Source organism: Pseudomonas sp. TMW22089, assembly GCF_022496645.1.
GTDB lineage: Bacteria > Pseudomonadota > Gammaproteobacteria > Pseudomonadales > Pseudomonadaceae > Aquipseudomonas > Aquipseudomonas paraversuta.
In genome coordinates, this window is the sequence record NZ_SCFG01000027.1 from 17,077 (window position 1) to 30,017 (window position 12,941).

Annotated in this window: 15 protein-coding genes; 10 read left to right on the forward strand and 5 right to left on the reverse strand. The window is 60.3% G+C overall.

Annotated elements, in window-relative coordinates; all coding sequences use genetic code 11:
- Nucleotides 1-65 precede the first annotated feature (65 nt).
- The 3 genes from EQV90_RS19045 (at nt 66) to EQV90_RS19055 (ending at nt 3,006) form a co-directional block, all read left to right on the forward strand.
- Nucleotides 66-920, forward strand: coding sequence for an alpha/beta fold hydrolase (locus EQV90_RS19045; RefSeq protein ID WP_160628137.1), 855 nt, complete (start codon nt 66-68; stop codon nt 918-920).
- A 144-nt stretch (nt 921-1,064) separates the two neighbouring features.
- Nucleotides 1,065-1,883: a DUF4892 domain-containing protein gene (locus tag EQV90_RS19050; protein WP_003441613.1), complete on the forward strand. Its 819-nt coding sequence runs from the start codon at nt 1,065-1,067 to the stop codon at nt 1,881-1,883.
- Nucleotides 1,884-1,956: 73 nt separating this feature from the next.
- Nucleotides 1,957-3,006 (forward strand): AI-2E family transporter, encoded by a 1,050-nt coding sequence (locus EQV90_RS19055; protein WP_003441615.1) that lies wholly within the window; start codon nt 1,957-1,959, stop codon nt 3,004-3,006.
- Between the two features lies 1 nt (nt 3,007).
- Here the strand turns inward: EQV90_RS19055 and EQV90_RS19060 are convergent, their stop codons facing one another.
- From EQV90_RS19060 to EQV90_RS19070, 3 genes are all read right to left on the reverse strand, one after another.
- Nucleotides 3,008-3,478: an RNA methyltransferase gene (locus tag EQV90_RS19060; protein ID WP_003441617.1), complete on the reverse strand. Its 471-nt coding sequence runs from the start codon at nt 3,476-3,478 to the stop codon at nt 3,008-3,010.
- Between the two features lie 165 nt (nt 3,479-3,643).
- Nucleotides 3,644-4,018: a YajD family HNH nuclease gene (locus tag EQV90_RS19065; protein ID WP_003441620.1), complete on the reverse strand. Its 375-nt coding sequence runs from the start codon at nt 4,016-4,018 to the stop codon at nt 3,644-3,646.
- Nucleotides 4,019-4,070: 52 nt separating this feature from the next.
- Nucleotides 4,071-4,757 carry a spermidine synthase gene (locus EQV90_RS19070; protein WP_010656469.1) on the reverse strand — a complete coding sequence of 229 codons (687 nt, stop codon included), beginning with the start codon at nt 4,755-4,757 and terminating at the stop codon, nt 4,071-4,073.
- Between the two features lie 82 nt (nt 4,758-4,839).
- Between EQV90_RS19070 and EQV90_RS19075 the strand changes: the two genes are divergently transcribed.
- Nucleotides 4,840-5,136: a hypothetical protein gene (locus tag EQV90_RS19075; RefSeq protein ID WP_003441625.1), complete on the forward strand. Its 297-nt coding sequence runs from the start codon at nt 4,840-4,842 to the stop codon at nt 5,134-5,136.
- 47 nt (nt 5,137-5,183) lie between these two features.
- On the opposite strand, the gene EQV90_RS19080 is transcribed toward EQV90_RS19075, so the two are convergent.
- Nucleotides 5,184-7,229, reverse strand: a complete 2,046-nt coding sequence (locus tag EQV90_RS19080) for a S9 family peptidase (RefSeq protein WP_003441627.1) — start codon at nt 7,227-7,229, stop codon at nt 5,184-5,186.
- Nucleotides 7,230-7,329: 100 nt separating this feature from the next.
- Between EQV90_RS19080 and EQV90_RS19085 the strand changes: the two genes are divergently transcribed.
- The 6 genes from EQV90_RS19085 (at nt 7,330) to EQV90_RS19110 (ending at nt 11,713) form a co-directional block, all read left to right on the forward strand.
- On the forward strand, nt 7,330-7,824 hold the full coding sequence (locus EQV90_RS19085; protein WP_029612604.1) for a hypothetical protein: 495 nt from the start codon (nt 7,330-7,332) through the stop codon (nt 7,822-7,824).
- 36 nt (nt 7,825-7,860) lie between these two features.
- The gene (locus EQV90_RS19090) at nt 7,861-8,637 is read left to right on the forward strand and encodes a class II glutamine amidotransferase (RefSeq protein ID WP_003441631.1); all 777 of its coding nucleotides are present in this window, start codon (nt 7,861-7,863) and stop codon (nt 8,635-8,637) included.
- A gap of 12 nt (nt 8,638-8,649) precedes the next feature.
- A complete protein-coding gene (locus EQV90_RS19095) occupies nt 8,650-9,183 on the forward strand; it encodes a DUF2937 family protein (RefSeq protein ID WP_240878545.1) in 534 nt (177 codons plus the stop codon).
- A 159-nt stretch (nt 9,184-9,342) separates the two neighbouring features.
- Nucleotides 9,343-10,095: a 5-oxoprolinase subunit PxpA gene (locus EQV90_RS19100; RefSeq protein ID WP_003441635.1), complete on the forward strand. Its 753-nt coding sequence runs from the start codon at nt 9,343-9,345 to the stop codon at nt 10,093-10,095.
- Nucleotides 10,092-10,796, forward strand: coding sequence for an allophanate hydrolase subunit 1 (locus EQV90_RS19105; protein WP_160628131.1), 705 nt, complete (start codon nt 10,092-10,094; stop codon nt 10,794-10,796). The genes EQV90_RS19100 and EQV90_RS19105 overlap by 4 nt, the downstream gene beginning before the upstream one ends.
- Complete coding sequence (locus EQV90_RS19110; RefSeq protein WP_161718786.1) at nt 10,793-11,713, forward strand: biotin-dependent carboxyltransferase family protein; 921 nt, start codon at nt 10,793-10,795, stop codon at nt 11,711-11,713. Before EQV90_RS19105 ends, EQV90_RS19110 begins: the two co-directional genes overlap by 4 nt.
- Nucleotides 11,714-11,761: 48 nt before the next feature.
- On the opposite strand, the gene EQV90_RS19115 is transcribed toward EQV90_RS19110, so the two are convergent.
- Nucleotides 11,762-12,940, reverse strand: coding sequence for a VWA domain-containing protein (locus EQV90_RS19115; protein ID WP_003441640.1), 1,179 nt, complete (start codon nt 12,938-12,940; stop codon nt 11,762-11,764).
- Nucleotide 12,941 lies beyond the last annotated feature (1 nt).

Sequence of the window (12,941 nt, forward strand, 5' to 3'; positions counted from 1 at the left end):
GTCCGGGTCATGGCCGCAACGGCGTCGCATCGCCCTTAACCTCAAGTCTTTGAAGAGCATGTCCCATGAGTCCTGTGGTTGAAGAAGTACGTCTGAGCCTGCCGCATATTGAACTGGCTGCGCACATGTCTGGCCCGCCGGACGGTCTGCCGGTAATTGCCCTGCACGGCTGGCTGGACAACGCCAACAGCTTCGCCCGGCTGGCGCCAAAACTGCCGGGCTTGCGCATCGCGGCACTGGACTTTGCCGGCCATGGTCACTCAGATCACCGCCCGCGCGGGGCGGGCTATAGCTTGGCCGATTACGCCTTTGATGTGCTGTGCGTGGCCGAGCAGCTGGGTTGGGAACGGTTCGCCCTGTTGGGGCACTCGTTGGGGGCGATAGTTTCGGTGGTGATTGCGGGTTCGTTTCCCGAGCGCGTCACGCACCTGGCCTTGATTGACGGGATCATGTTGCGCAACGGCCCGGTAGAGGGTACGGCTGAGCGCATGGGCCAGGCCCTGCAAGCGCAGCTTGATCTGCAGCACAAGCGCAAGTCGGTGCATCCGACGCTCGAACGAGCCATTGAGGCGCGGATGAAGGGCATGGTGGCGGTTAGCCGCGAGGCGGCAGAACTACTCGCTCAGCGCGGTCTGATGCCCGTCCCCGGTGGTTATAGCTGGCGTAGCGACAGTCGCCTGACCTTGCCGTCGCCATTGCGTCTGACCGATGAACAAGCCATGTCCTTCATCCGGCGGGTGAATTGTCCTGGGACCCTGGTGGTGGCAGAACAGGGCATGCTGGCCAGTCATGCCGGGCTGCTGGATCAACTACCTTTCAACCTGGAACGGTTACCCGGTGGCCATCATTTGCACCTGAATGACGAGTCGGGGGCAGTCCTTGTTGCAGACTGTTTCAATCGGTTCTTCTCCGTTCCTTGACTTGCGGCGGTCAACTGCCGAGGCTTGGCGGGATGAAAGGGAGACAACCATGATAGATCTCTACACCGCTGCGACCCCGAAAGGCCATCCGGTCTCTATCGTGAGGATGCTGAACCACACCCTGCGTCTGTGCGAAGTACGCCGATGAAGCTACCCAATCGTTTGTTCCTGGCTGTGGGCCTGAGCTGCCTGAGCCCGCTACTGTGGGCTGCCGATGTGCCCGGCAGTCATGATTTGCAAGATGTGCCAAGGCTGGCAGATGCGCAAATTGTCGATTACACCGTGCAACCTGATATCGAGCGCATCTATCCGCTGGGTTCGATCCGCAAAATCAGTGGCCGTCTCCGATTTGAAGGCCAGGTCAATGCCCGCGGGCAGACGACCGCCATCACCTATGAGCTGCCCGCTGAACACTCGGCCAATGAAGCCTTCACTGCTGCCCGTGAAGCCTTGCAGGCCAAGGGCGCCGAGTTGCTGTTCTGGTGTCAGGCGCGCGATTGTGGTGAAAGCAGCCTTTGGGCCAATGAAGTATTTGGCAACTCCAAGCTGGTAGGCTCCGACGAGCAACAGTCCTATCTGTTGCTGCGCCGTGCGGCTCCGGATCAGAACCAGCTTGTGGCGCTGTACAGCATCAATCGCGGGTCGCGCAAAGCCTACCTGCATGTCGAGCAGCTTGAATCGAGTGCCGATCTGGGCGAGTTGTTGCCCACTTCGGCCACCTTGCAGCGCCAGCTCAAAAGCACCGGCAGGCTGGATTTGCCCACCCTCACCGGTGAGCCCGATGCACCGTGGCTTACGTTGATATCCCGGGCATTGAATCTCGATACTACCTCCCGGGTCAGTTTGACCGGAAACCAGGCCGCGGCCTGGCGTGATGCCCTGATCAAGAGCGGGGTGCGGGCGGCGCGCATTGAGCTTGGCGACAGCCAGACCCAGGGGCTGCATGTGGAATTACTGCGTTAACAATTTGTAAGCGGCGGTTACACTCCAGGTAATCGCCGTCCCTCTTTTCATCTCAATTCTCTGCGGAACACACATGCTCAATAACGATCGCCTGCTGGTGCAGATTCTGCTTCTGGTGTTGTTCGGTGCCAGTCTGTGGGTGATGGCTCCTTTCTGGTCGGCCTTGTTCTGGGGCGCGGTGCTGGCGTTTGCCAGCTGGCCCCTGATGCGCCTGCTGACACGGGCGCTCAAGGGCCGTGAGTCGCTGGCTGCGGGCATCCTGACCCTGGGCTGGATGCTGCTGGTGGCAGTGCCGCTGGTATGGCTGGGGTTCAACCTGGCAGACCATGTGCGCGACGCTACCACCTTGATCAAGGATGTTCAGCTCGAAGGCTTGCCGGAGGCCCCGACCTGGCTCGCCGGCATTCCGCTGGTCGGCGAACGCCTGGTGGGGCTCTGGAACACCATCGATGAGCAGGGCGCAGCCATGCTCATGGCGGTAAAACCGTATCTGGGGCAGGTGGGTAACTGGCTATTGGCCCGCAGCGCGCAGATTGGTGGCGGCATCCTGGAACTGACATTGAGCATTGTGTTCGTGTTCTTTTTCTATCGTGACGGCCCGCGCCTGGCGAGCTTCGTGCACCGTCTGCTGGAACGACTGATCGGCGACCGTGCCGACTACTACCAGGAATTGGTGGCGGGCACGGTCCAGCGTGTAGTCAACGGTGTGATTGGCACCGCGGCCGCTCAGGCGCTGCTGGCGCTCATAGGCTTTTTGATCGCCGGGGTTCCGGGTGCGCTGGTGCTGGGCCTGGCAACCTTTCTGCTCAGTCTGATTCCCATGGGGCCACCGCTGATCTGGATCCCGGCCACCGCCTGGCTGGCCTGGAAGGGTGACTACGGGATGGCGATTTTCCTCGGGATCTGGGGCACGCTGGTTATCAGTGGTGTCGATAACGTACTCAAGCCGTACCTGATCAGCCGGGGCGGCAACCTGCCGCTGGTGATCGTCCTGCTCGGGGTGTTTGGCGGGTTGATAGCATTCGGCTTTATCGGTCTGTTTATCGGTCCTACCTTGCTGGCTATCGCCTACAGCCTGCTGCTGGACTGGAGTGCCAGCCAGCAGAACAAGGGCAAGGTCTGACTTAGCCGAACTTTGGCCCGGAGCGGGTGTTATTGCCCTTGGCCAAACGGTCGTAAAGCACCACATTGACCGTGGCTGCAAGGTTCATGCAGCCAGTGGTCGGGATGTAAATAACGTCTTCGCACCACTCCAGCACGTCTTTACCCAGCGACCCGTCTTCCGGGCCGAAAATATAGATCGCCCGGTCCGGGTGGGTGTACTCCGGCAAGGAGCGGGCCCCCTCTACCATTTCGACAGCGACGGGAATGCAGCCCAGCGGGATGATCTTTTTCAGGTCGTCGATACCGATCAGGGGGATGTCCTGATGGATTTTCTTGGTGTCGGTGACGAAGTCGCGGGCGCGTTCATAGCGTTTTCCGGTGTAGAACACCGACGCCACGTTGTAGCAACCAGCCGCACGCATCACCGAGCCGACGTTTTCCGGTGATTTGGGGTTATACAAACCAATGCAGCTGTACCGTTTGTTTGCCACGTGCCGTTGCCCTTCAGAAAAAAGACGCGAGTATACCGGCATTGTCTGTGGATCGGGGGGCACGTGGTCTGTTGCGGGAGCCGGCTTGCCAGTGCTGCAAGCCCTCGGTTTTGACTGTCATCCCGGGGCGCAGCCATCGCTGGCAAGCCAGCTCCCGCACAGGCACTACTCGTCTTTTTTCATCAGCCCGGCCAGCGCGGCAAACGGGTTGTGGGTCGCCTTGGCGATTTTCGGGCTGCTGGTGGAGCTTTCCGAAAAGTACTGTTGATCGGTGTAACGCGAGTGTTCGTTGTCGTGGCAGTACAGGCACAACAGCTCCCAGTTGGAACCGTCTTGCGGGTTGTTGTCGTGGTTGTGATCGCGGTGGTGGACAGTCAGTTCGCTCAGGCGCTTGCCGGCAAACTCACGGGCGCAGCGGCCACACACGTGGGGATACATTTTCAGGGCTTTGTCGCGATAGCCCATTTCGCGGTCACGCTGGGCATCGGCCAGGATGCGATCCAGCTTGGCAGTGTGGGACGGTGGGTTGGCCGAACTCATGGGTTCACCTTTTAGGACGAATGACGGTTATGTCGTGAAGTTTAGCTGTTGATCAGCCTTTGATTTTTTCAGCAATCCAGATCGTGTGCCGGGTGCCCTTGTTGCCATGGGCGAATACCTGGACTTCTTCGGCTTTGAAGCCGGCTTTGCGCAGCTTGTCCGAGAACTGTTTGTCAGCACTGGCTGACCATACCGCCAGCACGCCTTTTGGCCGCAGGGCCTTGGCGCAGGCACTCAAGCCACCCGCCGAGTACAGCCAGCTGTTGGCTTTTTGGGTCAGGCCTTCGGGGCCGTTGTCGACGTCGAGCATGATCGCATCAAAGCCGTTGGGCTCGGCTTGCAGCACCTTGGCCACGTCTTCCATGCGGATAACGGTGCGCGGGTCCTGCAGCGGGTTGCCCGATTTCTCGCCCAGGGGGCCGCGGTTCCATTCCACGACGCCAGGCACCAGTTCGGCCACCACCACTTCGGCGGTCTTGCCCAAATGCTTGAGGGCCGAGGCCAGGGTGAAACCCATGCCCAGGCCACCGATCAACACCCGCGATTGCGGGCGTCCGGCGACTTTACGGCAAGGGATTTCGGCCAGTGCATCTTCGGAGCCGTGCATGCGGGTGTTCATCAACTGGCCGCCGTCACCGCCCTGAATTTTGATCACGAAGTCTTCGCCGTACTCGAACAGGCACAAGGCACCGCCGTTTTCAGGGATCGGGGTGGTGTCGAGCAGAACAAAACGTTTCATGGAAGTCTCATAGAAGGGGACAAAAACAACTGGTTACGAGTAGCCTGAAGGCAGACAAGCCGGTCTGGCAACGGAGTGATTGATGAAACGCACTATTCTAACGGTCATTGTGTGGAGCGCGCTCTCGATAAGTGCGGCCCATGCAGTTGAACCGACCATCGTTCCGAGTGCGCCAGTGACGCCTGCACCGGGTTCACCGGGTACCGCTACGCCAACGCCCTATCCGCAAATCACGCCACGTGCCGTGCCCAAGCCTGTCAGCGGGAGTGGCAGCCTGATTGCACTGCCTCCGATCGAGCTGCCGCAGCCGCCGCCCAAAGACCAGCCGCTGCCGGGGCTGGAGCCTAAAGACCCGAAATCCAAAGCCCCGGCCGACTGATCACAGATTGCCTGTGAGCACTGGCAAACCAGCGCTCACTGTGTCTGTTAAATCCCCAGCACCTTGAACACAAACGCGTACTCCAGTGCCACGTCGCGCAAGCCTTGATAGCGCCCGCTCATGCCGCCATGGCCGGCATCCAGTTCGGTCTTGAGCAGCAGCAGATTGTCGTCGGTCCTGGTGGCGCGCAGCTTGGCCACCCATTTGGCCGCTTCCCAGTACTGCACACGGCTGTCGTTGTAGCCGGCAATCACCAGCATCGCCGGATAGGCCTGCGGTGCGACGTTTTCATAGGGCGCATAGGCCTTGATGCGGGCATACACCTCGGGGTCCTGCGGGTTTCCCCATTCGTCGTACTCAGTGACAGTCAACGGCAGTTCAGGGTCGAGCATGGTGTTGAGAACATCGACAAACGGGACTTCGGCTATGGCTGCCTTGAACAGTTCCGGTCGCTGGTTGAGCACTGCGCCAATCAGCAGGCCGCCAGCGCTGCCGCCGCTGATCACCAACTGGTCCGAGCGGGTCAGGCCTTTGTCGATCAGGTGTTCGGCACAGGCGATAAAGTCGCTGAAGGTGTTGTGCTTGTATTCCTGTTTGCCGGCGCGATACCAGGCTTCGCCCAGTTCCCCGCCGCCGCGCACGTGGGCAATGGCAAAAGCGACCCCGCGCTCGAGCAAACTCAGGCGGGCATGGGAAAACCATGGGTCGAGACTTTCGCCATAGGCGCCATAGCCATATAGATAAAGCGGCACAGGTTTGCCCAGCGCATTACGTTTGACCACCAGGCTGATCGGCACTTGCGTACCGTCCGGTGCCGTGGCCCACAAGCGCTGGCTTACATAGTCATCGGCATTGAACGGTCCCAGAACCGGGGTTTCCTTGAGAACGCTTTGCTCGCCGGTGGCCAGGGTGAGCTGGCGCACTTGTGCCGGGCGATTCAGTGACTCATAGCGCAGGCGCATATGCTGACTGTCAAATTCCAGGCTGTCTTGCACATACAGGCTGTAGGCCGCGTCCGGTAATTGCACGCGATAGGCCGGCAAGCCATCGGGACGGACTTCGATGATCGGCAGACCGCCTTCGCGCAGGCTCAGGCACAAGGCATGGGCGTTCAGGCTCAAGCCTTCCAGCATCACACTGTCGTCATGGGCGATCAGCAATTGCCATTCGTTGCGCGTTGGTACATCGCCAAACGCGTAATACAGGGCAAAGTTGATCCCGTCCTGGTTGGTACGCACAAACCAGGCCCATTGCCCTTGGTACAGCCCATGGTCAACGCTGTAGTCGTGGCCTTCGACCCGGGGTGCCAGGCAGTTGAAAGCCCGTTGCGGATGATCGGCATCCAGCACCCAGCTTTCGCTGGTGGTTTTGCTGTTAAGCAGCAGGATCAACTGGCGCTCGGAGCTCGAACGATAGCAATGCAGGAAAAAACGCCCGTCCGGCTCATGAAACACTTCATGCGCAGCGGTTTCGCCCAAGGTATGGCGCCACAGTTTGTGCGGACGATGGGTCTCGTCCAGTTCTGCGAAAAACAGGGTCTGGCTGTCGTTGGCCCAGGTCATGCTGCCATCGCAGTCGGTGAACGGCAGCTCGCTGACTGCGCCGCTGCTCAGCTCCTTGACGAACAGACGGTAGGTTTCTTCGCCGCTGGTATCCAGGCTGTAGGCCAGACGCTGTTGATCGGGGCTGATGCTGAAGGCGCCCAGGGAAATAAAGCCGCCATCGGCGAGGGCGTTCGGGTCCAGCAGTAACTGTTCGGCGTTTTCGTCAACCTGCTGGCTGCCGTCAGCCGGGCGCGGGCAGCGGTAGTGGCGGGCGTACTCGTCGCCGGCGATGGTGCGTGTGTAATACAGATACGGACCCCAGGGGGAGGGGAGTGACAGATCAGTCTCGCGAATCCGGCCCTTGATCTCTTGAAACAGTGCCTCACGCAGTTGCGCCTGGTCGGCCAGCTGCGCTTCCTGATAGGCGTTTTCGGCTTTCAGGTAGTCTAAAACCTCTTCGCTGTCGCGATTTTGTAACCACGAATAGGGGTCTGAGCCCTGGACCTTATGTGCGACAGGGGCGCTGTTTGCGTAGGCTGATTCGGTCATTGAGCGTTCTCTGAAACCTGCATGAAAAGAAGTGACGCTGACGGCGGTGCAGCCGCATTGCCTAAAAGCCGTTATCATAGCGCCTCATTGCCTGCCGACCATGGATACCATGACCGAGAACGACTATCTGATCGCCTGGGGCCTTTATGCCTTTGCCGCTTTGGGCTGCCTGCTCGTATGGTGGCGCCTGACCCGCTTTATGTGGCGCTGGTTGCGTGAGCCTTTACGCGTGTTAATGGCGGTGTTGCTGTTGAGCCCGACCATTATCGACCCGGTAAAAGAAAAATTTGCTCCTGCAGTGGCCATCACTGCCCTGGACCTTGCGTTCAAGGTGGGCAATAACGCCTGGCGCGCGGTGTCGGACCTGTTGATGTACGCCATCTTTGCACTGTGCCTGTATGCGGTTTTTGTGCTGATTCGCTGGCCCATTGAGCGTGCCCGCAAGGCGCGTCAGGCGCAAGCCGCCGCCAACCAGCAGGCGCACCACAGCGACCCTGAAGACGACCAGCCTTTCGGCCCTGCTGGCGATGACCGTTTTGTCCGCCCGGCAGCACCCCGTGCTGCGGGCCCGTCGCGGGTTGAGCCGCGGTTGTAATCCTTTTCCGTTGAGCTTGAATGCGAGAGTGCGAGCGTGTGTGAATTATTGGGCATGAGCGCCAACGTCCCGACCGATATTGTGTTCAGCTTTACCGGCCTGATGCAGCGTGGCGGGCGTACCGGCCCGCATCGCGATGGCTGGGGCATTGCCTTCTATGAAGGCCGTGGCCTGCGCCTGTTTCAGGACCCGGCTGCCAGCTGCGACTCCGAGGTCGCGTTGCTAGTGCAGCGCTACCCGATCAAAAGCGAAGTGGTCATTGGCCATATCCGTCAGGCCAACGTCGGCAAAGTCTGCCTGTCCAATACCCACCCGTTTGTCCGTGAACTCTGGGGCCGTAACTGGTGCTTCGCGCACAACGGCCAGCTGGCCGACTTCTCCCCGAGTACCAGCTTTTACCGTCCGATCGGTGATACCGACAGTGAAGCCGCGTTCTGCGATGTGCTGAACCGGGTTCGCCAGGCCTTCCCCGAACCGGTCGACGTCGAAACTATCCTGCCGGTGCTGGTCGCCGCTTGCGCCGAATTTCGCAGCAAAGGGGTGTTCAACTGCCTGCTCAGCGACGGTGACTGGCTGTTCTGCTATTGCTCGACCAAGCTGGCACAGATCACGCGTCGTGCGCCCTTTGGCCCGGCACGTTTGAAAGATGTCGACGTGATTGTGGATTTTCAGTCAGAAACAACCCCGAACGATGTAGTCACCGTGATTGCCACCGAACCGCTGACAGAAAACGAAACCTGGACGCGTTACGAACCGGGTCAATGGAGCTTGTGGCGACGCGGTGAATGCGTCAGCCAGGGCACAACCGAATAAGGATGCGCCTGCATGTTTCTGAGCTATCTGCGGTTGGTGTTGTTTACGTTGGGCCTGTTGATCGGCGTGCAAGTGCCGGGGTTTATCAATGATTACGCCAACCGCGTCGAAGCTCACCTGATCGAAGCGCAAACCGGGCTGGTGGGTTTCCAGAACACCGCCAACCAGTTTTTCAAAGGCGATCTGCAAGCGCTGGTTGCGCATTACCGGGCCAGTGACGACCCGGTATTTCGCAGCGATGCCAACAGCCTGGGCACATTGCTCAGCCGCCAGCGTCTGCTCGACGATCAGTTCCAGGCCATGCAGGGGCCGTGGTACATGCGTGCACTGCAAGTGGCCTACGCGGCCGATCCGGCAATTCGTCAGGAAACCATCGACACCTACAGCTATCAGGTGCTGCTGTCACCGACCGCTATCGGCTGGGCGATGGCCGGGGCCCTGTTGTTTTCCTTCATCATCGAAGGCTTCCTGCGCCTGGTGGACTGGGTCGTCCTGGGCGGTAAACGCCAGCGCGAGCGAATTGCCCGCCGAGCACGCGACAGCTAATCCTGACCTGGGCCTGCAGAACAGCGGTTGGCCCGGCAGAAATTTAAGCAATCAACTTTTTCTTATCCCTGAGTCCGGCTTTTATTAGTTGGACGAACGGCGTGCTGCTGTCCAAAAATGCCTGCACCTAAACTATAAAAAGACCACAGGAGCATCGCCGTGAGCCGCCTGTTATTGAATTGCGATATTGGTGAGAGTTTTGGCAGCTGGACCATGGGCCTGGATGCCGAGGTCATGCCGTTTATTGATTGCGCCAACATTGCCTGCGGTTTTCACGCAGGCGACCCGGGCATCATGCGCAAAACCGTAGGTCTGGCGTTGGCCCATGATGTGAAAATCGGCGCCCACCCCGCGTATCAAGACCTCGCCGGCTTTGGTCGACGCTCCATGGCCTACTCGGCGCAAGAGCTGCAAGACCTTCTGCACTATCAGATCGGCGCTCTGGACGGCATCTGCCGCGCCCAGGGCACGCGAGTCAGCTACGTCAAACCCCACGGCGCCATGTACAACGACATGATGGCCAGCCCCGCACAGTTGCGGGCGGTGGTGCAGGCCGTGGCCGCTTACGACCCGGGCTTGCCGCTGATGCTGATGGCCACCCGCGACAACAGCGCGGCGCAAGCCATCGGTGATGAGTTCGGCGTGACTCTGTGGTTCGAGGCCTTTGCCGACCGCGCTTACGACAGTGCCGGGCGCCTGGTTTCACGGCAACTGCCGGGGGCGGTGCATCACGACGCCGAGATTATCGTGCAACAGGCCCTGACCATTGCGGCTGGCCAGCCTCTGGTGGCCAATGACGGCAGTGCCTTGCACCTGCACGCCAACACGCTGTGCGTGCATGGCGACAACGCCGGCTCGGTCGCCGCCGTGCAACGGATTCGCCAGGCCCTGAGCCAGCAGGCGCAGGGATGAAGCCGCGCATTGAAGTGGTGGCCATCGACTGCCTGATGCTGCGTCTGTTCGATGAAATTGCAGAAACCAACATGCCGTGGATGCTGGCTGCCAGCGAGCGCCTGCGCATTTGCTTCGCCGAGTATCTGACCGATCTGGTGCCGTCCTACACCACCTTGATGGTGCACTACGACGGCCTGGCACTGACGCCGGCCCAGGCCCGGGAGCGAATCGCCCAGGCCTTGACTGACCTGCGCCCGGAAACCCAAAACCTTGGCCAATGTCACGTACTGCCAGTGTGGTACGACCTGAGTGTGGGGCCGGAACTCGCCTTGCTGGCCAAGCGCACCGGCTGGTCGGTGAGCGAAGTCATCCGTCGTCACAGTGAGCATCAATATCAGGTCTTCGCCCTGGGCTTTGCCCCGGGTTTTGCCTTTATGGGGCTGGTCGAAGAAGCCCTGGCCGCACCGCGCCTGGACACCCCGCGCAAACGTGTCGCCACCGGCAGCGTCGGGATTGCCGAGCGCCAGACCGCGGCCTATCCCGCGCAGTCGCCCGGCGGCTGGAATCTTATCGGCCGTACCCCGAGCGCATTGTTTGATCGCGAGCGCGAGGGTTACAGCCTCATGCAGCCAGGCGACAGGGTGCAATTCGCCCCTGTCAGCCGCGCTGAGTTTATCCGTCTAGGCGGTGATGACACGCCCCAGGAGGCCTTGGCATGAGCCGTTTACTGATTCAGGCCAGTAATCCGTTTTGCCTGCTGCAGGACGCCGGTCGTTTCGGCGTACGGCACCTGGGCGTGACCCAGGGCGGGGCTGCGGACTGGATGTCCATGGCCTGGGCCAACTGGCTGCTGGGCAACTCGCCAGACGCGGCGGTCATCGAAATCACCCTCGGCGGCTTATCTGTTATCGCCCGGGACGATTGCACGCTGGCTCTGGCCGGCGCAGATCTGGCAGCAACGGTAGACGGACAAGCCTTGAAGCCCTGGCGCAGTTTCTCTCTGAGAAAAGGCCAGACCCTGACCTTCACTCAGCCGATGAGCGGTGCCCGCACCTATCTGGCCGCACCGGCAGGCTTTGGCGCCCCTCAAGTGCTGGGCAGTTGCTCTACCGTGGTTCGTGAGCAGCTCGGCGGCCCCGATGGCTTTGGCCGGGCGCTGGCGGCAGGCGATGAACTGAGTTATGGCGGGGCTGCGCAGCCGTTGCGTGAACTGCCGTCCCGGTACCTGCCCGAGTTCAGTCCCAAGCCGTTGCTGGATGTGGTGCTGGGTGCCCAAATGGGTGCTTTCAGTGGTCAAAGCACCTTTGACGCCTTCAATAATCCATGGACCCTCGACAGTCGCGCCGACCGCATGGGCATCCGCCTGCTGGGGCCGGCACTGGTCTATCAGGGCGCGCCGATGATTTCCGAAGGTATCCCGCAGGGGGCGATTCAGGTCCCGCCGGATGGCCAGCCGATTGTATTGCTCAATGACCGTCAGACCATTGGCGGCTACCCGCGTCTCGGCGCCTTGACCCCGCTGGCGCTGGCACGTCTGGCCCAGTGTTTGCCGGGGGAAGTGGTGTACATGCGTCCGACCACCCAGGATGCGGCGCAGCGCCAGCAGGTGGCGTTCATGCAGCGGTTTGCCGAATAACAACCCAGCCTGCAGGAGCGAGGGTGTTCGCTCCTGCAGGGGGCATCATTACTTGGCCAGAAACCGCATCCCTTGTTCCAGACCGTCCGGCGTCAAGGGGTACATCCGGTCTTCGATAAGGTCGCGTACGATCCCGGTCGAAGCGGTGTAGTTCCACGTGTCTTTCGGGTAAGGATTAATCCAGATCAGCTTTTTGTATTTCTCCATGAAGCGTTGCATCCACTTGTAACCCGGCTCTTCATTCCAGTGTTCGACACTGCCCCCCGCGTGGGTGATTTCATAGGGGCCCATGGCCGCGTCACCAATAAAGATCACCTTGTAGTCGGCGCCGTATTTGTTCAGCAGATCCTGGGTGGAAATACGTTCGACCTGACGACGCTGGTTGTTCTTCCATACCGACTCATAAATGAAGTTATGGAAGTAGAAGTACTCCAGATGCTTGAACTCGGTTTTACAGGCCGAGAACAACTCCTCGCAGATCTTCACGTGTGAATCCATCGAGCCGCCAATATCAAACAGCAACAGCAGTTTGATGTTGTTGCGCCGTTCAGGGCGCATCTGAATGTTCAGCAGGCCGGCATCGCGGGCGGTGTGGTCGATGGTGCCATCGATATCCAGCTCTTCTGCCGCACCCTGGCGGGCAAACTTGCGCAGGCGCCGCAGAGCCACCTTGATATTGCGCGTGCCCAGTTCGACCTGATCGTCGAGGTTCTTGTACTCGCGCTGCTCCCAGACCTTGGCGGCCTTGCCCTGGCGCGCGCCGGCGTCGCCCACCCGGATGCCTTCAGGGTGATAGCCCCCCGAGCCGAACGGGCTGGTGCCGCCGGTGCCGATCCATTTGTTGCCACCGGCATGGCGTTCCTTTTGCTCTTCAAGACGCTGTTTGAACGCTTCAATCAGCTTGTCCAGGCCCCCCAGCGATTGCAACTGCGCCCGGTCTTCGTCGCTCAGCGAGCGCTCGAATTCCTTGCGCAACCAGTCTTCGGGAATCAGGGCCTCAAGGTGCTCGTTGAGGTTCTGCAGGCCATTGAAGTAGGCGCCGAATGCGCGATCGAACTTGTCGAAATGACGCTCGTCCTTGACCAGGATGGTGCGCGCCAAATAATAAAATTCGTCCATGTCGGCGAAGGTCACGTGGTGCTTCAGCGCGTTGATCAAGTCCAGCAACTCGCGCACAGAAACCGGCACCTTGGCCGCCCGCATTTCATTGAACAGATTAAGCAGCATG

Bases quoted from the DNA above. Each gene is read 5' to 3' on its own strand.
- EQV90_RS19045 (WP_160628137.1), top strand. From the start codon at position 66: ATGAGTCCTGTGGTTGAAGAAGTACGTCTGAGCCTGCCGCATATTGAA.
- EQV90_RS19050 (WP_003441613.1), top strand. From the start codon at position 1,065: ATGAAGCTACCCAATCGTTTGTTCCTGGCTGTGGGCCTGAGCTGCCTG.
- EQV90_RS19055 (WP_003441615.1), top strand. From the start codon at position 1,957: ATGCTCAATAACGATCGCCTGCTGGTGCAGATTCTGCTTCTGGTGTTG.
- EQV90_RS19065 (WP_003441620.1), bottom strand. From the start codon at position 4,018: ATGAGTTCGGCCAACCCACCGTCCCACACTGCCAAGCTGGATCGCATC.
- EQV90_RS19070 (WP_010656469.1), bottom strand. From the start codon at position 4,757: ATGAAACGTTTTGTTCTGCTCGACACCACCCCGATCCCTGAAAACGGC.
- EQV90_RS19075 (WP_003441625.1), top strand. From the start codon at position 4,840: ATGAAACGCACTATTCTAACGGTCATTGTGTGGAGCGCGCTCTCGATA.
- EQV90_RS19080 (WP_003441627.1), bottom strand. From the start codon at position 7,229: ATGACCGAATCAGCCTACGCAAACAGCGCCCCTGTCGCACATAAGGTC.
- EQV90_RS19085 (WP_029612604.1), top strand. From the start codon at position 7,330: ATGGATACCATGACCGAGAACGACTATCTGATCGCCTGGGGCCTTTAT.
- EQV90_RS19095 (WP_240878545.1), top strand. From the start codon at position 8,650: ATGTTTCTGAGCTATCTGCGGTTGGTGTTGTTTACGTTGGGCCTGTTG.
- EQV90_RS19105 (WP_160628131.1), top strand. From the start codon at position 10,092: ATGAAGCCGCGCATTGAAGTGGTGGCCATCGACTGCCTGATGCTGCGT.
- EQV90_RS19110 (WP_161718786.1), top strand. From the start codon at position 10,793: ATGAGCCGTTTACTGATTCAGGCCAGTAATCCGTTTTGCCTGCTGCAG.
- EQV90_RS19115 (WP_003441640.1), bottom strand. From the start codon at position 12,940: ATGCTGCTTAATCTGTTCAATGAAATGCGGGCGGCCAAGGTGCCGGTT.